Origin of the sequence: Pseudomonas sp. MWU13-3659, assembly GCF_023757525.1 — a bacterium.
GTDB classification, from domain to species: domain Bacteria; phylum Pseudomonadota; class Gammaproteobacteria; order Pseudomonadales; family Pseudomonadaceae; genus Aquipseudomonas; species Aquipseudomonas entomophila_E.
Genome location: NZ_JAMSHW010000008.1, coordinates 206,358 through 222,503, shown reverse-complemented (window position 1 = coordinate 222,503; position 16,146 = coordinate 206,358). Strand labels below are relative to the sequence as shown.

Here is a 16,146-nt window from a genome sequence, read left to right as displayed (position 1 = left end):
GCTGGGCTGGGGAGGTCAGAGTCCCCAGCCCAGCACCCTAGTGTTCCGGCTTGCGGCGCCGTCCAATTGGACGGATCTCGACAGCCGTGCATTCCCCAGCCTCATCACACCGCACACGGATATCGCGCGATGAGTTGAGCATCTGAGAAACCGCGCTCTGCGTGACACCAAGTAGCTCAGCCAACTCCGGCTGGCTCTTGTCCTTTGCGAAATCTCGCAAAGGCACACCAAACTCGCTTTCCATCCCAATGTCCTCAATGGGTCAGTGCGCGAATATTAGTATTACTTCTTTTTTCGAGCAAGCAAAAAATAAGCAACACTCTTTGATGACGATAAGGGACGCTAATAGTCTGATGGACATGACTACCAAACCCCCTTACCAGGCCCAAGAAGCCGATCGCCTCAAGGCGATCTACAGAGCCCGCAAATCCGAGGACCCAAGCCTCAACCAGGAGCGAGTTGCTCATGAGTGCGGCTGGTCCAGTCAAAGCGTGGTCAGCCAGTACATGAATGGCAAAATCCCGCTCAACATCACCGCACTAATAAGCCTGAGTCGAGTTCTGCGTTTCGCTCCTGAAGAGGTGAGCCCGCGCCTTATCAAGGCCCACCAGCTTGACAATGCCAACCTATCTATCAGAAACACCACGCCCCTTGGCCCAGCCGGCCGCCTTCTGCCGGTGATTGGCTATGTGAAGGCAGGCGCGTTCTGTGAGGCCATTGAGCAGTTCCAGCCATCTGATGCCGACGACTGGGTAGAGGCTGGAGGCCCCGCAGGTCCACGCGCCTTTGTTCTACGCGTGGAGGGCTTCAGCATGGAACCTGACTTCAAGCCAGGCGAAAAAGTTGTTGTGGATCCAGACATGCAATGGGAAACAGGGGATTTCGTCGTCGCCAAGCGCACCCGCGACCAGGCCGCCACCCTCAAGCAACTCCGAATGGAAGGCGGCAAGTACTATCTCTATGCCACCAACCCTGACTGGCCTGAGCGCATCATCCGGCTGGATGAGGAATGGACCATCTGCGGTAGAGCACGAAGAAAAATCGTAGACCTGTAACCTACACAAACCCGCTTCGGCGGGTTTTTTCATACCCGCCCACCAGAAATATCAGTGCCACTGTTGACAGCTTAAATCAGTAATACTAATTTTATCTCAGCTTTACACCTCTGACTGAAGGGCTGAGATATGAAAACCGCACAGCACACACTCACTTCCAAGGTCTTTCTGCACCCTACCGCGTGCAGCCGAGCCCGCATCGACGCATTTCAGCGCCGTACCGGTCTCCACATCGTCGTTTCCGCAAACGGTAACGCCCAAGCAGTACCAGCGACCGGGGGTGCCGCATGAGCGAATTCACCATCCCCCTCAGCCGGGTCATGGTGCTTGAGCGCACCCTCGAACATGGCGGCACCGCAACCTGCAAGCTGCAACGTCCCGAGGCATCGCTCGACGCCCAGGTCTACATCGAGAACGACAACACGACCCATCACATCAAGGTGACGATGGGGCCGCTTGTCAGCTCGCTGACCCTTCCCCGCAGGCTGGCGACCAAATGCCAATCCTTGCGCGACTTCCTGCAGGACCTGGCCAACGGCCGAGCTGATTCCGGTGCAATGTCGGAAGAGGCACTTGCCCTCCTGGAGGCGCAGGACAGCGTGGACGAAGTGCTACTGGTCGGCCAGATCGCCTACGTCATCAACACCGTCAACCGAGCACTCCCCCTTGGCGCAGTTGTGACCAACGACCAAGGCGAGGTATGCGCCGCAGTCACCGGATCCGACAAGGAGCACCTCGCCGCAGCCGTTCGCGCGAAGCTCCAGCCCGGCCATGAGGGGCTCGGGGAGTGCGCATGACCACGCTAGAACAGCTGCGCCGCGAATGGCCCACCCCCTACCTGACACTAACCGAGGTGAGGGAGCACTACTTCCCCCACATCGGGTCAGACCGCCGCTTTAGGGAGCTGATCAACAAGGGCGTAATCGAGTTGAAGATGAGCAAGATGCACAACTCAGTGAAAGCACAGAACGTGTTCTACCTGCGTAGCATCGCGCAGTACCTCGACGACCAGGCCGAACAAGCCTCGCAAACCGCTTGAACCAGGCGGCCCCGGCCTTCAGGGGCATTTAGCCCGCCACCGACTCTGACCCTTCCCGGTGGCGGGTTACTTCGGAGCACACCACATGCAACCGCATCACTACGCAATGGCCATGGGGATTATTTGGCTGATCACCCTGACAGCACTCCCCTACCCACTCGCGCGCTCCCATCGCCGGATGTACGACGCCGGCCGGGAGGCGGGGCTTGAAGAGCGTAACGCAGTCTATGCGTGCCAGACCCAGGCGCTGATCGACAACCTCGCCGACAAGAGCCTGGAGCTCGACGAGGTGCGAGCGCAGTCGCAACGCATCACCGCAGCCCACACCCACACCATCCGCGAGCTGGAGCAACGAATCATGTCCTACACCGGTATGGCGGTGACCAGGGCAGACTACGACAAACTACTCGGCACCGCCGAAACGCTACGTCTGGCCCAGCGCACGCTGAGCGTCTTGAAGGCGACCGATCAAGCCGAACGGGCTGCCGAACAGGCCGCCGCCGTAGACGACCTCGCCAAGCGCGTCCATGGCCAACTGCGCGCCACCCCGGCCAACCCAGCCAACGCGGGGGAAGCAGCATGACCGCCAGCACCCCACGTAGCTGCGTCGTCCACGGCCCCGAAGGCTGCGGCAAGACCACCAACGCCCAGGCCATCGCGAAGGCTCTGGGGCTACCCCACGTTCTCGACGGATGGGAGCCAGGCCAAGCCGCGCCGCTGATCAACACCTTGATCCTTACAAGCGCCCGCGATCCAAGCTGGTATTTCAAGGGCCGCGTCATGACCTTCGACCAAGCCATGTTGCTGGTCGGCCAGCAGGAGGTGCAGGCATGACCCCTCGCAAGCACGTCTTGAAGCACTTCCACATGTGCTGCGGCCTGGGCGGCGGCGCCAAAGGATTCAACCGCTCGAAACCCATCGTTGGCAACCTGCAGGCCGACTGGCAGTGCATCGGCGGCGTCGACGTCGACCCGGCCGGGCTGGCCGATTTCGAACGCCTGTCGGGCGTGAAGGGTACGCTGATCGACCTGTTTACCCGCGATCAGTACATCCGCTTCCACGGGAAGGAGCCACCACCAGGGTGGCGCGAGGCGACACCGGAAGACATCCGTCGCGCCGCAGGTGGCCAGCGCCCTGACGCCGTGTTCATCAGCTCCCCCTGCAAGGGCGCGAGCGGGCTGCTGTCCGAAACCATGAGCCTGACACCCCGGTACCAGGCCTTGAACGAACTGACGCTGCGCTGCATCTGGCTGTTCTGCGAGGCCTGGGCCGATGACCCAGTACCGCTGCTAGTGTTCGAGAACGTACCACGCCTCGCCACTCGCGGCCGGCACCTGCTCGACCAGATCAACAGCCTGCTGGGCCAATTCGGCTATGCAGTCGCCGAAACCACACACGACTGCGGCGTCATCGGCGGCCTGGCCCAGAGCCGCAAGCGCTTCCTGCTGGTGGCTCGCCACGTCGAGAAGGTCCCGCCGTTCCTGTACGAGCCAGAGAAGAAGAGCCTGCGAGCCGTAGGCGATATCCTCGGGCGCATGCCGCTGGCCGGCGACATCGCGGCGGCCGGCCCCATGCACCGAGTTCCCGCACTGCAGTGGAAGACCTGGGTACGCCTCGCCCTGGTCGAGGCCGGCAAAGACTGGCGCAGCCTCAACGACCTCGCGATCGAGGACGGCTACCTTCGCGACTTCGTGATCGTCCCCGAAGCCTACGCAGGCTATCTGGGCGTAAACGACTGGGAGAAAGCCGTGGGCACTGTCGCCGGCAAGTCCAACCCAACGAACGGAGCGTTCTCGATCGCGGATCCACGCGCCCAAGCCGGCGCCCTGCAGTATCAGCAGTACGGCGTGCGCCGCTGGGAAGACACCAGCGGCGCGGTAATTGGCGTCAAGAGCCCAGGGCAAGGCACGTTCAGCGTGGCTGATCCACGCCGCGCGGGGAGCGGCTTTGGCAAGTATCAGGTCACCCCCTTCACCAGCTCAGCCAACACCGTGATTGCTGGCAGCACCACCGGCCAGGGTGCCTTTGCGGTACAGGACCCGAGGTACCACAACTGGCACCCCGGCGCATCGAGCCGCAAGCTGAACGTGGTCGGAATGAACCAAACCGCTGGCACTGTCACCGGCTCGCAACAGGTCGCCAGCGGCGCCATGTCGATCGCCGACCCCCGGCCCGGCATGCGCCGCACCAAAGGCGATGCCTACCTCACTGGCGGGCATTACGGCGTAGTGCCGTGGGATGGCCCGGCAGGCGCCGTGTCCGCCAGCGCGATGCATGACAACGGCCGCTGGAGTGTCGCCGATCCCCGCCTACCCGCCGCCAACGAACGCCTGACCTGCGTAATCGAATCGCTGGATGGGACATGGCACCGCCCCTTCACCACCTTCGAGCTGGCCGCCATCCAGAGCCTGGTCGACCCGGAGGAGCAACTGGAGCTGGACGGTCTGAGCGACCAAGCCTGGCGGGAGCGGATCGGCAACGCCGTCCCACCAGCTGCTGCAGAAGCCGTAGCTGATGTGATGGGAACCACCTTACTGCTGGTCGCCCAGGGCGAAACTTTCGTGCTCAGCAGCATGCCGATCTGGGTGCGGCATGTTGCCGTGGGCCTGAGCGTTGCTCAGCGGGAGGCCGCATGAAGCGCATCTATATTTCAGGCCCGATGACCGGCCTGCCCGGGCTCAACTATCCAGCCTTCAATGCCGTGGCCGAGCTGCTGCGGGCCGAGGGGTTTGAAGTCGAGAACCCTGCCGAGAACCCAGAGCCAGAGTGCAGGTCGTGGACCGGCTACATGCGCCTTGCCCTGGTGCAGATCTCTCGCTGCGAGGGCTTGGTTCTGCTGCCCGGCTGGCCGGACTCGAAGGGTGCACGGCTTGAGCTGCACATCGCCCAGGAGCTCGGCCTACGGGTAGCCCAGCACACCGACAGCACGTCAGTAGCCGATCTCAGGTGGACCCAGCCATGAGCACTCGCAAAGAACTGAACACCTGGCGCGGGATCACCCTGGGACTCGCTATCGCTCTATCAGCAGCCATCGCTGCCGGCGTTATCGCAGCTGCGAGACTGACCATTCCACCTCAAAACACAGCCTGCAGTGCCCCCGTGGCGACTGCACAGGCTAACTCCACCACCCTGACGCAGTCCCCGGCAGCACGCCACGCTATTGAGAGGTATTGGCTGTGAATACTACCTATATGCCGAACTCCCGAGACGCCAAAGGCATGCAGACCTTCATCCGCCCGGCCATGGCGGTGACCTGCGATGTCTGCGGCATTCCCCGCACACGCGGCAACCACCAGCGCTGCGCCAAAATTCGCCAAGCGGTGGGCTTCATAAACAACGCCGATACGTCGGTCGGACACGTTCTAGACAAAGCGAAGGGCTGTAAGCCCGACCTCAACTTCCAGCCCGCCCAGGCTCAACAAGCCACGGAGAAAAGTGCATGAACACGGCTTTCGTATTGATGGCGCAATACAACGGCCTGGCGATAATCTCGCTCGAACAGGTGTGCGCCGACTACTTCACGCACCTCACGCCACTCGTATTCCAACGCAAGGTACTGGCAGGGGAGATCCAGCTGCCTATCACCCGGCTTGAGCCAAGCCAGAAGAGCGCCCGAGGCATCCACATTGCCGACCTGGCTCTCTACCTGGATCAGCAGCGGGATGCTGCGCGCAAAGAGTGCGCGCAATTGAACAAGACGCTAAGGGCAGGCTAACCGGAAACGGCACCTCACCTGATCAGTCGTCCGAAATGATCATCTGATCGTATTCGACCCGGTCAGCCAGCTGCATTCGTCTTGACTAACCTTCCTCGATGGCCGGCTACGATCGGCGGCTATCGACCCAAAGCTGACGATGGCGAGCTGTAAAATTTCGGCCACAAGCAGTCGCTGAGCCCATCAGCCCTGCGATTGACTCTAACTGGTTACGGTCTAGGGCTACTGCGCTGAACGATGAACATGAAAAAATAAAAATAAACGACGAACTCCAGCATATACATCACAAAATCTCAGAAACAATAAGAATCCAAAAACTTAAATGAGGCAAGAACGATGAGCATAGCAATCACAGGGAGCGGCACATTATCGTTCAACCGAGAGATCAGCGACGCAAGACTTCAGAAGCTGATGAATACAAAATCCTTAAGTGACGCTACTGAAATGGGGTGGTGGGATAAAATCAAAGACTGGTTCTGCGGATCAAGCAAAGCCAAAGCAATGGAGCATTTTCATTCTTTTTACCATGCAGACTCACTAGAAAAAGCTGAACTGCATTTCGATCAACTAAAAAGCAAAGTCGGCAGCAGACACATTGATCGCCTTGAAAAAAAAGCCAACGAAAAGGGCACCGAATTTGTCATCAAAACCTCAAGCAACCTAGTCGAGCCTGATCTGACGCGATACTTCAACACCGTCCGCGACTTGGCAATTTACAAGCCCGAAGAAATCGACGAGAAAACAGCTCAGAACTTCCGGGGTTTTAGCGACGCAATGCTCGATATCGCCAATGAAGACAAGCATGTAAAAATTAAATGGAGTGACCAGTGCACGCTATTTATTGATGATGAGCAAATCCAGCCAGATCAGAGCGACAAAGCGCTCGCACAGTTGACGAGAAACCCAGAACTGTCTTCCCTACTCGAAAAATACATTAGCCAAACTGCATTTGAAAAGCTTGAGAACTGCATAACCAACGGGCTTGTTGCGATGCCAAAACTAGACACGCCAGGGAAAATTGTAATCCCCCCAAATGGGCGCAAGGACGAAATCAAAATACTGAAACACGAACATGGCCTCACGATAGACTTTAGCCGAAATTTTAGTCATTTAAGAGCCATCAACCTGATCAGCCCCAGCAATCAAAACCTTTACGACTTAGAAAAAATCAATCTTCAATACCCTAGCCACGCAAACTTTAGATTCGCATTATTTATCGACAATGAAGCCAACGTCAGCGTGAATGGACTTATCAGCGATGTCGCGCTAATCCGCGACACATTTAAATTCGTATGAAGCGATACCCGCACAAGCCAGAAAACAATAAAGCACCAAAACATCAGTAGCTGTCGGCTGATTGCGCGTAAGTACTGGCGTGGTGTTTCAAAAATACCACTGAACATTTGGGTAGTGGATCCAAAACTCGCTGCCTGAGCGCTTCCTCAGGCAGCAGACCTGCTGTGAGACTGTTTGCCGCCGCCTGCATTCGGTGGCGCGACCGCTCACCTTCAACTCACAGCGGCGTTTCGGAGAAGGCGGATCATGGCCGACTTCGGTCAATTCATCCAGCGCACCGGTCAAGTCCGATGTGAACGCTCGCTAAGATGAATACAACGAGGTGCTCAATTCTGCGCACTACCCAGGTAACTAATCAACCCGAGCCCCGAGTTTAACCGGCGCTTGGATAATCTGATCCAACCACTTCCAACCCTTATACCGATCCCCTCGCCCACGCAAATGGGTATACCGCCGCAATGAGTTCCAATCGCGGTGACCCGATACGCTCGAAACTCTCGGTATATCCCAGTCCATTTCAAACAGGCGGCTCACTCCCTCATGGCGCAAGTCATGAAAGTGCAAGTCTTCGATTCCCCCCATCTTGCACGCTTTCGCCCAGGCCTTCCCAATTGAGTCGGTGTTGTAGGGGAAGATCTCCGGGCACTCGCGCGGCATACTATGCACGATCTGCCATGCCTCGTCCGGCAGGTGGCACCAGACATCGTTGCCGATCTTCTGGCCGGGATTTTTCATGTCTCGGACTTTCACCGCCTGCCGGTGCTCATCCAAGTCTTCCCACAGAATGCGGGTGATTTCGTCCATACGCCGTGTCGAGTAAATGGCAAAAGCCACAACCTTGGGCATGTGGATCACCGTCGGCCGGCGCTGCAACATCTCGAAGAAGTGCTCAAGCACCTGGTCGAGTTCGTCCAGCGCTGGACGTCGATCTCGCTCGCGACTCTTCAGGTTGTAGCCGAACTGCTTCAAAACCAATCGGGCGTCAGGCATCGCCTGGGGTTCGATCTCATAGCCCCAAGCCGCCCTGGCCAACGACAGTACCGAGCCTAAGTGCGCCATATCGTTACCAGCCGTCTGCGGCTTAATCCCTCCCCCCTCGGGACTCATGCGCCAAAGCGCGTAGTCCACAAGCACGTGCTGGGAGATATCGGAATCCACCCTCTCGCCAAGCGGACTTCTTTTGATCGCCTCAAGGGTGCGGCGTTTGGTTTCCCCGAGCGGCCGGGCTTTCTCGGCCTCGACCAGGTAGCGGTCGATCATGTCCTTGACCTTGTGCCCCACGCGACTGGCGCGCTCGATCGCACCAGGTTCTGCCAGCTCCGTCTCCCGTCGCTTCGCCCAGGCCACAGCGGCCTGTTTGCGGGCGAATGTCTGGCTCTCTTGGTAGACTGTCACCTTGTCGCGGTTGATGCGAATCTGAGCGGTGTAGCTGATGGTGCCATCGGCTTTCTTGCGCGGTCTGATCGTTGCCATAGGAAATTGGTACACGTCGTTGGTCGGTTGGTACATTGTACCAAGCGCTTGGTAAAAACGCCCCAAAACCCCCGAAAATCGGTACGAAACACGTTGAACGAAAACACAGCAAAAACAAGCTCAAAGCCAGAGATCACGCGCCCAGAGCCGTCCCGCCGCTTCAGCGTTGCGCCGATGATGGATTGGACAGACCGCCACTGCCGCTTCTTCCTGCGCCTGCTCTCCAAACACGCCCTGCTCTACACCGAAATGGTCACCACCGGCGCCCTGCTGCACAACGACGCACACCGTTTCTTGCGCCACGACGACAGCGAGCACCCGTTGGCCCTGCAACTGGGCGGCAGCGTGCCGGCGGACCTGGCGGCCTGTGCGCGCCTGGCGCAAGAGGCCGGCTACGACGAGGTCAACCTCAACGTCGGCTGCCCCAGTGACCGGGTGCAGAACAACATGATCGGCGCCTGCCTGATGGGCCACCCGGCGCTGGTGGCCGATTGCGTCAAGGCGATGCAGGATGCCGTGAGCATTCCGGTGACGGTCAAGCACCGCATCGGCATCAACGGCCGCGACAGCTACGCCGAACTGTGCGACTTCGTCGGCCAGGTGCGCGACGCGGGCTGTCGCAGTTTCACCGTGCATGCGCGCATCGCCATTCTCGAAGGGCTGTCGCCCAAGGAGAACCGCGAGATCCCGCCGCTGCGCTATGACGTGGCGGCGCAGTTGAAGGCGGACTTCCCGGACCTGGAACTGGTGCTCAACGGCGGGATCAAGACCCTCGAAGAGTGCCGCACGCACCTGGAGACCTTCGACGGTGTGATGTTGGGGCGCGAGGCGTACCACAACCCCTACCTGCTGGCCGAGGTCGACCAGCAGCTGTTCGGCAGCAGCGAGCCGGTGATCAGCCGCGCCGAGGCAATGGCCAAGCTGCGCCCGTATATCGTCGCGCACATGGAAAGCGGCGGCGCGATGCACCACATTACCCGGCATATCCTTGGTTTGGGCCAGGGCTTCCCGGGGGCGCGGCGCTTCCGCCAGTTGCTGTCGGCGGACATCCACAAGACCGACACGCCGCTGGCGGTGCTGGACCAGGCTGCGGAGCTGCTGCAGGGGCGCTGATGCCTGTAGGAGCGGCCTTGTGCCGCGAAAGGGCCGCAAAGCGGCCCCAGTTATATTGCGCCAAGGCAGAAATCCCGGGACCGCCTTGCGGTCCTTTCGCGGCACAAGGCCGCTCCTACAGGGGCACGTAAGATCCGAGCCCCGGGAACCTCTACCGCGCATTCGACTCGAACCCTCACCTTCCACGCAGCCCCACACGCATCAGGCCCGTTGCCGGGCCGCCGGGGCTCGGGTAATGTCGAGTCATTGCACAGGACAGAGCACGCCCATGACCTCCAAGCTGGAACAACTCAAGCAGTTCACCACCGTGGTCGCCGACACCGGCGACCTGGACGCCATCACCCGCCTCAAGCCGGTCGACGCCACCACCAACCCGTCGCTGCTGCTCAAGGCCGCCGCCATCCCGGGCTACGCCGACCTGCTCAAGCAGGTCAAGGCCGACGCCAAGGGCAATGTCGACCTGGCCTGTGACAAGTTCGCGGTCTCGGTGGGCGCGGGCATCCTCAAGGTCATTCCAGGCCGGATCTCCACCGAAGTGGATGCGCGCCTGTCGTTCGACGAGCCGGCGCTGCTGAAGAAGGCCCACCAGCTGATCGAGCTGTACGAAGCCGCCGGGATCAAGCGCGATCGCGTGCTGATCAAGCTGGCCTCCACCTGGGAAGGCATCCGCGCCGCCGAGAAGCTGGAAAAGGAAGGCATCCAGACCAACCTCACCCTGCTGTTCTCCTTCGCCCAGGCCCAGGCCTGCGCCGATGCCGGGGTGTTCCTGATCTCGCCGTTCGTGGGGCGTATCTACGACTGGTACAAGAAAAGCACCGGCAAGGAATACGTCGGCGCCGAAGACCCGGGCGTGCAGTCGGTCACGCGCATCTACGACTACTACAAGACCAACGGCTACAACACCGTGGTCATGGGCGCGAGCTTCCGCAACATCGGCCAGATCGAACAACTGGCCGGCTGCGACCGCCTGACCATCAGCCCCGAACTGCTGGTGCAGCTGTCCGATGACCAGGGCGCACTGCCTCGCATCCTCAAGCCGGGCAATGCCGGCGAGGCGAAGCAGCAACTGAGCGAAAGCCAGTTCCGCTGGGCGATGAACGAGGATGCCATGGCCACCGAGAAGCTGGCCGAGGGTATTCGCCAGTTCGCTCGGGACCAGGAAAAGCTCGAAGCCTTGATGGCCGACAAAGCCTGATACATATTTGGGTTGATCGACGGGCGGTAAATGCAGAGCATTTCCCGCCCGTTTTCCGTTGGGGTGGCCGATGACGCCATACTCAATAAAGCCGAGCCTTAGATGACCCCCAGCGCCACACTCCCCCTCGTCCTCGCCGGCCCCGTACTTCGCCGCCTGGAGCCCCAGCGCCTGGCCATCTGGCTGGTCGGCTCGCAGCCGCTGCGCCCCGAGCTCATCCTCGAACATGAGGGCATCATCGCCCATATAGGTCTTGAGGTGATCCCCGTTGGCACGCACGCCTTCATTCACCTGCTGGACATCCATTTCGACAATCCGCTGCCCAGCAACACGACCCTCGAATACGACCTGCGCCTGGACAACGGTCAAGGGATCGCCGACTGGGCACCGCACCTGCTCTACCCCGGCGCCAGCCGCCCCAGCTTCGTGCTGCGCGACCGCCTCGACCAACTGCTCCACGGGTCCTGCCGCAAACCCCATCACCCGGCCGCCGACGGCCTGCTCTGCGCCGACCGCCTACTTTTGACGGGACCGCGACCGGAAGAGCGCCCGGCCATGCTGCTGATGACCGGCGACCAGGTCTATGCCGATGACGTTGCCGGCCCCATGCTGCGTGCCATCCACGAACTGATCGAGTGCCTGGGCCTGTTCGACGAGACCTTGGATGGCGCCTTGGTAGACACTGGCGTCGCGCTCTACCGCCACCCGGCCTGTTACTACCACCGTGCCGACCTGCTGCCAGCCCAGCAAAGCAACGAAACCCTGCGTGAACGCTTCTTCGGCGGCAAGCGCAAGCCGATCTTCTCCTCCAGCAACGCCGACAACCACCTGGTGACCTTCGCCGAGGTCATGGCCATGTATCTGCTGGTCTGGTCGCCCGTACCTTGGACGCTGGTGCATCTGGACATGCCGCCCGGCCTGACTGACAAGCGCCAGGCCCGCTATTGCCATGAGCTGCCGCTGATCGAGGCTTTCCGCGGGGGGCTCGCACAGGTGGCACGCGTAATGGCCAACCTACCCTGCCTGATGATCTTCGACGACCACGACATCACCGATGACTGGAACCTGTCGGCGCAATGGGAGCAGACGGCCTACGGCCACCCGTTCTCCCGGCGCATCATTGGCAACGCGCTGCTGGGTTACCTGCTGTGCCAGGGCTGGGGCAATGACCCGGATGGCTGCGCGGCGTTGGTCGGGCGTTGCCGGCAGTTGGGCGAGGCACGGGACGAACTGATCGGCGAACTGCTGCGCTTCCAGGGCTGGCAGTACGCATTGCCGACGGAGCCGCCACTGCTGGTACTGGACACGCGCACCCGGCGCTGGCGCAGCGAAAACAGCCTGCAGAAGCCCTCCGGGCTGCTCGACTGGGAAGCCTTGTGCGAACTGCAACAGGCGCTGTTGGACCACCCGTCGGCGATCATCGTGTCACCGGCACCCATCTTCGGGGTCAAGCTGATCGAGACGGTGCAACGGGTGTTCAGCACGCTGGGCTACCCGCTGCTGGTGGATGCCGAGAACTGGATGGCCCATCGCGGCGCGGCGCAGGTGATCCTCAATATTTTCCGCCACTCGCGCACACCGGGGCATTACGTGATCCTCTCCGGGGACGTGCATTATTCGTTTGTCTATGAGGTGCTGATCCGCCATCGCCAGCGCAGCCCGCACCTGTGGCAGGTGACCAGCAGCGGGATCAAGAACGCGTTTCCCCGCCGCTTGCTGGATGTGCTGGATCGGCTCAATCGCTGGCTTTACTCACCGCGCTCACCGCTCAACTGGTTCACCCAGCGTCGGCAAATGGAGGTGGTGCCGCGCACGCCCAGCCATAGCAAGGCGGGTGAGCGACTGTGGAACAGCGCGGGGTTGGGCTGGGTGTTCTTCGATGGCGAAGGGCGGCCGGAACGGGTGTATCAGCTGAACGCCGATGGGCGCGAGACAACCGAGTTTGTTCGGCGAATGGGCGCTGGCAGCTAGGGCTTGTGTTGGTTTTCCGGGCCAATCGCGGGTAAACCCGCTCCTACAGGGCTTTCAGCGGCCTGTAGAGCGGCGCAACACCCGCAAATAGCAAGGGTCAGGAACGCTCTAGCGCGCTCACCAGGTCATGGAAGGCTTCGCGGTTGGAGTCGTTCAGCCCCATCAGGATCTTGTGCGCCTCCAACACCTTGGAGCGCACCACGTTCTCGTCCTGATCTTGCGACGGCAGGTCGGTCAGGCACTCCGGGCAGGGTATCGGGCGGTCGACGATATTGAACACCTGGTCGAAACCCATCGACTGCAGCAACCGGGAAATGTCCGGGTTGGTGGTGACCACGGTCGGCAGCAGGCCGACCTTCTGCCGGGACAGGATCGACAGCTTGGCCAGCAGGCCCAGCGTGGTGCTGTCGATGCTTTCGGTCTCTGTCAGATCGATGACGATGGCCGAGAAGTTCAGCGCAGTGAAAATCTTCTCGATCGTCGCATCCAGCGCCGAACACAGGGTCAGGCGCACTTCACCGACAAATTTCAGAACGAAGGTCCCGCTCTGTTCGGCGAACTGGATTCTACCGGTACTCATTCAAGGTTCCTGCTCAACACCAATAGGGCGATATCATCCGGCATCTCCCCAAGCGTAGCCAATTCGAAACGTTGGCGCAGCCCTTCCAGGCTGCCCCCTGCCTCCTTGACGATTTCCGGCAAGGACGCTTCCTTATCTTTGAGTGTGCCCCCCGGCAAAAGGTCCAGAATGCCATCGGACATCAGGGTGAGGCTGAACTGCGGTGGCAGCTCCAGCACCTGGTCCTGGTAGCTGGCCTCGTCGAACAGCCCCACCGGCAGGCCGCGACCTTCCAGATAGCGGGCCTGCCCTGGGGTGTACAGCACCGGCAACGGCAAATGGCCGCCAACGCTGTAGGTGAGCAGGCCAGTGTCCTCGTCGATGACGCCACCGACCATGGTCACATGCTTGCCCAGCTTGCAGTTGATCAGCCCACGGTTGATGTGGCTGAGCACCTGCGAAGGCTTGAACTCACGCATTTTGCCGCTGCGCTTGATCTCGAACAGCAGGCGCGTGGTCATGAACTTGAGCAGAACGGTAACGAATGCCGAGGATGCACCATGGCCAGACACGTCCGCCAGATAGAAGGCGATGCGCCGCTCGTCCACACGGAAGTAGTCGGCAAAATCACCTGACAGGTACAACGACGGGATAATCTGGTGCTCGAACGCGTATTCACCGGCCTTCCAGGGGCTTTCCGGCAGCATGTTCATCTGCACCTGGCGCCCGGCGTTCTGGTCCTCCTGCAGCAGGTGCAGGCTGGCTTCGAGTTCTCGGTTGGCCGCCTCGAGCTTGTCGCGATAGCGCTGGTTCTCAAGCACCAGGCGCGAACGGTCAAGGGCTCGACGCACCGAATGCTCGAGCACGGCCAGGTCTTCCAGGGGCTTGATCAGGTAGTCGGCGGCGCCAAGGCGCAAGGCTTCCACCGCGTCGCTCATGACACCAGCACCGGACACCACGATCACCGGCAACTGCGGCGCTCGCTCGCTGACCCGGCGGATCAGTTCGAGGCCGCCCATCTGCGGCATGCGCAGATCGCAGATCACGAGGTCAGGCTGGTGTTCTTCGAAGACCTGGAGGCCCTGCTGACCGTTGGCGGCCTGGAGGACGCTGAAACCGCTGTCTTCCAGATAGGCGGCGAGGCTGGCACGGACCACGTCGTCGTCATCGATTATCAGCAGCGTTGCACTGGTTTTCTGCATGTGGGCGAACGGCGCCAGATTTGGGTTGGCGTAGCGGCTGCGGATACCCCGTCAGACGCTACTGGATGCTCTCTAGCCACTCTCTATTTGAGTTGTAGGACAAGAAGACTGGTCCGGCAAATAGTAGAGGTGCCCTGTAAGGCGCTGACGGTACTCCCATCCGCCTGGCGTTTCAAGCATGGGAAGGTAGACTTCCCTGCACTTTACAGGGCAAATCACCTGGCGTTATAAGAAAGCCGACCCGTGCGATCCGATGAAAGGAAGCAGCCATGTCCCAGCCCCCCGTGAACTACAGCGAAAAACGCGATTTCATCCGCATGCGCATCGATACCGAGGTCAGCCTGCTGCATGCCGGCCAGGTGATCGCCGCCGTTTGTCTCGACCTCTCCAGCAGCGGCATGCAGGTGCAGGCACCGCAACGGTTCCAGGTGGGCGATCACCTCGAGGTGCGTATCGATTCCGACCACCCTGCACTCAAAGGCCTGCACGCCAGTACCGAGGTGGTGTGGATCGCCGACCAGTCTGGTGGCGAGCAGAAGCTCGGCCTGCGCATCCTGGCCATGCACTGAGCCCGACTGTGTTACAGGATGAAAAAAGGCGACCCGAAGGTCGCCTTTTTCACATCCAGCTGAATCAGAAGTCGTCTTCGACCGCGCCGTCCTTGACCTTGAACTCGCGGTTCTGCAGGTAGGCGTTGCGCAGGAAGATGTACTTGTCACCCTGGATCAGCTTTTCAGCCTGCAGCAGGCTGGCGCGGGTGTCGATCACGTCCAGGGCGAAGATCGAGTTGCGCGTGGGCACGTGGTCGATATAACGATAGGGTTCGGTGTAGGTGTCCGGGTACTTGGCCAAGCCGTCACGCACGGTGCTAGGGCCAAGCAGCGGGATGACCACGTACGGGCCGCTGGGCACGCCCCAGTAGCCGAGGGTCTGGCCGAAGTCCTCGTCGTTGCGCTGCAGGCCCATCTTGGTGCCGACATCGAAGAAGCCGCCGAGGCCGAAGGTGGTGTTGACGATCAGGCGCGCGGTGTCGACACCGGCGGCGTGCGGCTTGAGCTGCAGCACGTCGTTGGCCAGGTTGGTGACATCACCCAGGTTGCGGAAGATGTTGTGGATGCCGTCCTCGAGGAACTGGGGCGTCACAGCCTGGTAACCCTTGGCCAGCGGCTTGAGGGCATAGGTGTCCAGTGCATCGTTGAACTTGAAGATCGGTCGGTTGACCGCCTCCCAAGGGTCTTCCTCTGTGGCCGCCTGAGTAGCCGCCACAGGCGCCAGCAACAGGCTGGCGCAGACACAGGCCTGGGTGATTCGCTCGATCACTCCGGCACCGATCCTACGCATAGATGTCTCTCCATCTGATTTCACGGCGGCAACGGCCTTTGGCGCGCTGCTGAACAAGACGCCAGTATAATGGCTTGCTGGCTTAGGGATAGTCTTACATATCTCTGTCAAGATTTTGTGAACATGTGTGACCGTCATCCGCTGGTAACAAACACGGGATAGCCTGCGGGCTATTTCAGGGAAGTTG

19 protein-coding genes are annotated in these 16,146 nt (G+C 60.6%); 14 read left to right on the top strand and 5 right to left on the bottom strand.

The genetic code is table 11. The annotated features are described in order from the left end of the window. Positions 1–37 precede the first annotated feature (37 nt). Positions 38–244, bottom strand: coding sequence for a Cro/CI family transcriptional regulator (locus NGM28_RS28810; RefSeq protein ID WP_353620518.1), 207 nt, complete (start codon positions 242–244; stop codon positions 38–40). Between the two features lie 109 nt (positions 245–353). Between NGM28_RS28810 and NGM28_RS13045 the strand changes: the two genes are divergently transcribed. The 10 genes from NGM28_RS13045 to NGM28_RS13000 all read left to right on the top strand — a co-directional run bounded on the left by NGM28_RS13045 (position 354) and on the right by NGM28_RS13000 (position 7,105). Next, a complete protein-coding gene (locus NGM28_RS13045) occupies positions 354–1,055 on the top strand; it encodes a LexA family protein (protein WP_252090423.1) in 702 nt (233 codons plus the stop codon). A 287-nt stretch (positions 1,056–1,342) separates the two neighbouring features. After that, complete coding sequence (locus NGM28_RS13040; protein ID WP_252090422.1) at positions 1,343–1,852, top strand: hypothetical protein; 510 nt, start codon at positions 1,343–1,345, stop codon at positions 1,850–1,852. Further along, on the top strand, positions 1,849–2,094 hold the full coding sequence (locus tag NGM28_RS13035; RefSeq protein ID WP_252090421.1) for a pyocin activator PrtN family protein: 246 nt from the start codon (positions 1,849–1,851) through the stop codon (positions 2,092–2,094). The genes NGM28_RS13040 and NGM28_RS13035 overlap by 4 nt, the downstream gene beginning before the upstream one ends. Before the next feature lie 112 nt (positions 2,095–2,206). Beyond that, complete coding sequence (locus NGM28_RS13030; RefSeq protein ID WP_252090420.1) at positions 2,207–2,677, top strand: hypothetical protein; 471 nt, start codon at positions 2,207–2,209, stop codon at positions 2,675–2,677. Further along, entirely contained in the window at positions 2,674–2,928 is a 255-nt protein-coding gene (locus NGM28_RS13025; RefSeq protein WP_252090419.1) for an AAA family ATPase, read from the top strand. Before NGM28_RS13030 ends, NGM28_RS13025 begins: the two co-directional genes overlap by 4 nt. Next, positions 2,925–4,730, top strand: a complete 1,806-nt coding sequence (locus tag NGM28_RS13020) for a DNA cytosine methyltransferase (RefSeq protein ID WP_252090418.1) — start codon at positions 2,925–2,927, stop codon at positions 4,728–4,730. The genes NGM28_RS13025 and NGM28_RS13020 overlap by 4 nt, the downstream gene beginning before the upstream one ends. Continuing rightward, positions 4,727–5,056, top strand: coding sequence for a DUF4406 domain-containing protein (locus NGM28_RS13015; RefSeq protein WP_252090417.1), 330 nt, complete (start codon positions 4,727–4,729; stop codon positions 5,054–5,056). Before NGM28_RS13020 ends, NGM28_RS13015 begins: the two co-directional genes overlap by 4 nt. Positions 5,057–5,312: 256 nt before the next feature. Then, positions 5,313–5,537 carry a hypothetical protein gene (locus NGM28_RS13010; protein ID WP_252090416.1) on the top strand — a complete coding sequence of 75 codons (225 nt, stop codon included), beginning with the start codon at positions 5,313–5,315 and terminating at the stop codon, positions 5,535–5,537. Then, on the top strand, positions 5,534–5,809 hold the full coding sequence (locus NGM28_RS13005) for a pyocin activator PrtN family protein (protein ID WP_240065368.1): 276 nt from the start codon (positions 5,534–5,536) through the stop codon (positions 5,807–5,809). Before NGM28_RS13010 ends, NGM28_RS13005 begins: the two co-directional genes overlap by 4 nt. Before the next feature lie 336 nt (positions 5,810–6,145). Then, positions 6,146–7,105 carry a T3SS effector SopD family protein gene (locus NGM28_RS13000; RefSeq protein ID WP_252090415.1) on the top strand — a complete coding sequence of 320 codons (960 nt, stop codon included), beginning with the start codon at positions 6,146–6,148 and terminating at the stop codon, positions 7,103–7,105. A gap of 351 nt (positions 7,106–7,456) precedes the next feature. On the opposite strand, the gene NGM28_RS12995 is transcribed toward NGM28_RS13000, so the two are convergent. After that, a complete protein-coding gene (locus NGM28_RS12995; protein WP_252090460.1) occupies positions 7,457–8,578 on the bottom strand; it encodes a site-specific integrase in 1,122 nt (373 codons plus the stop codon). A gap of 132 nt (positions 8,579–8,710) precedes the next feature. On the opposite strand from NGM28_RS12995, the gene dusA reads away from it, so the two are divergent. From dusA to NGM28_RS12980, 3 genes are all read left to right on the top strand, one after another. Beyond that, positions 8,711–9,691: a tRNA dihydrouridine(20/20a) synthase DusA gene (dusA, locus tag NGM28_RS12990; RefSeq protein WP_353620519.1), complete on the top strand. Its 981-nt coding sequence runs from the start codon at positions 8,711–8,713 to the stop codon at positions 9,689–9,691. Positions 9,692–9,959: 268 nt separating this feature from the next. Then, the gene (gene tal / locus NGM28_RS12985) at positions 9,960–10,886 is read left to right on the top strand and encodes a transaldolase (RefSeq protein ID WP_240065371.1); all 927 of its coding nucleotides are present in this window, start codon (positions 9,960–9,962) and stop codon (positions 10,884–10,886) included. Positions 10,887–10,988: 102 nt separating this feature from the next. Next, positions 10,989–12,857 carry an alkaline phosphatase D family protein gene (locus NGM28_RS12980; RefSeq protein WP_252090413.1) on the top strand — a complete coding sequence of 623 codons (1,869 nt, stop codon included), beginning with the start codon at positions 10,989–10,991 and terminating at the stop codon, positions 12,855–12,857. A 97-nt stretch (positions 12,858–12,954) separates the two neighbouring features. Here the strand turns inward: NGM28_RS12980 and rssC are convergent, their stop codons facing one another. Beyond that, on the bottom strand, positions 12,955–13,437 hold the full coding sequence (rssC, locus tag NGM28_RS12975; RefSeq protein ID WP_011534794.1) for an anti-sigma factor antagonist RssC: 483 nt from the start codon (positions 13,435–13,437) through the stop codon (positions 12,955–12,957). Further along, positions 13,434–14,618: a two-component system response regulator RssB gene (gene rssB, locus NGM28_RS12970; RefSeq protein ID WP_213657630.1), complete on the bottom strand. Its 1,185-nt coding sequence runs from the start codon at positions 14,616–14,618 to the stop codon at positions 13,434–13,436. Before rssB ends, rssC begins: the two co-directional genes overlap by 4 nt. Before the next feature lie 269 nt (positions 14,619–14,887). On the opposite strand from rssB, the gene NGM28_RS12965 reads away from it, so the two are divergent. Then, the gene (locus NGM28_RS12965; RefSeq protein WP_240065374.1) at positions 14,888–15,187 is read left to right on the top strand and encodes a PilZ domain-containing protein; all 300 of its coding nucleotides are present in this window, start codon (positions 14,888–14,890) and stop codon (positions 15,185–15,187) included. A gap of 64 nt (positions 15,188–15,251) precedes the next feature. Here the strand turns inward: NGM28_RS12965 and NGM28_RS12960 are convergent, their stop codons facing one another. Beyond that, a complete protein-coding gene (locus tag NGM28_RS12960; RefSeq protein WP_213657632.1) occupies positions 15,252–15,959 on the bottom strand; it encodes an MlaA family lipoprotein in 708 nt (235 codons plus the stop codon). Between the last annotated feature and the right edge of the window lie 187 nt (positions 15,960–16,146).

Bases quoted from the DNA above. Each gene is read 5' to 3' on its own strand.
- rssC (WP_011534794.1), bottom strand. From the start codon at position 13,437: ATGAGTACCGGTAGAATCCAGTTCGCCGAACAGAGCGGGACCTTCGTT.
- NGM28_RS13015 (WP_252090417.1), top strand. From the start codon at position 4,727: ATGAAGCGCATCTATATTTCAGGCCCGATGACCGGCCTGCCCGGGCTC.
- NGM28_RS13005 (WP_240065368.1), top strand. From the start codon at position 5,534: ATGAACACGGCTTTCGTATTGATGGCGCAATACAACGGCCTGGCGATA.
- NGM28_RS28810 (WP_353620518.1), bottom strand. From the start codon at position 244: ATGGAAAGCGAGTTTGGTGTGCCTTTGCGAGATTTCGCAAAGGACAAG.
- rssB (WP_213657630.1), bottom strand. From the start codon at position 14,618: ATGCAGAAAACCAGTGCAACGCTGCTGATAATCGATGACGACGACGTG.
- tal (WP_240065371.1), top strand. From the start codon at position 9,960: ATGACCTCCAAGCTGGAACAACTCAAGCAGTTCACCACCGTGGTCGCC.
- NGM28_RS13030 (WP_252090420.1), top strand. From the start codon at position 2,207: ATGGGGATTATTTGGCTGATCACCCTGACAGCACTCCCCTACCCACTC.
- NGM28_RS13035 (WP_252090421.1), top strand. From the start codon at position 1,849: ATGACCACGCTAGAACAGCTGCGCCGCGAATGGCCCACCCCCTACCTG.
- NGM28_RS13000 (WP_252090415.1), top strand. From the start codon at position 6,146: ATGAGCATAGCAATCACAGGGAGCGGCACATTATCGTTCAACCGAGAG.
- NGM28_RS12965 (WP_240065374.1), top strand. From the start codon at position 14,888: ATGTCCCAGCCCCCCGTGAACTACAGCGAAAAACGCGATTTCATCCGC.
- NGM28_RS12980 (WP_252090413.1), top strand. From the start codon at position 10,989: ATGACCCCCAGCGCCACACTCCCCCTCGTCCTCGCCGGCCCCGTACTT.
- NGM28_RS13045 (WP_252090423.1), top strand. From the start codon at position 354: ATGGACATGACTACCAAACCCCCTTACCAGGCCCAAGAAGCCGATCGC.
- NGM28_RS13010 (WP_252090416.1), top strand. From the start codon at position 5,313: ATGCAGACCTTCATCCGCCCGGCCATGGCGGTGACCTGCGATGTCTGC.
- NGM28_RS12995 (WP_252090460.1), bottom strand. From the start codon at position 8,578: ATGGCAACGATCAGACCGCGCAAGAAAGCCGATGGCACCATCAGCTAC.
- NGM28_RS12960 (WP_213657632.1), bottom strand. From the start codon at position 15,959: ATGCGTAGGATCGGTGCCGGAGTGATCGAGCGAATCACCCAGGCCTGT.
- NGM28_RS13020 (WP_252090418.1), top strand. From the start codon at position 2,925: ATGACCCCTCGCAAGCACGTCTTGAAGCACTTCCACATGTGCTGCGGC.
- NGM28_RS13040 (WP_252090422.1), top strand. From the start codon at position 1,343: ATGAGCGAATTCACCATCCCCCTCAGCCGGGTCATGGTGCTTGAGCGC.
- NGM28_RS13025 (WP_252090419.1), top strand. From the start codon at position 2,674: ATGACCGCCAGCACCCCACGTAGCTGCGTCGTCCACGGCCCCGAAGGC.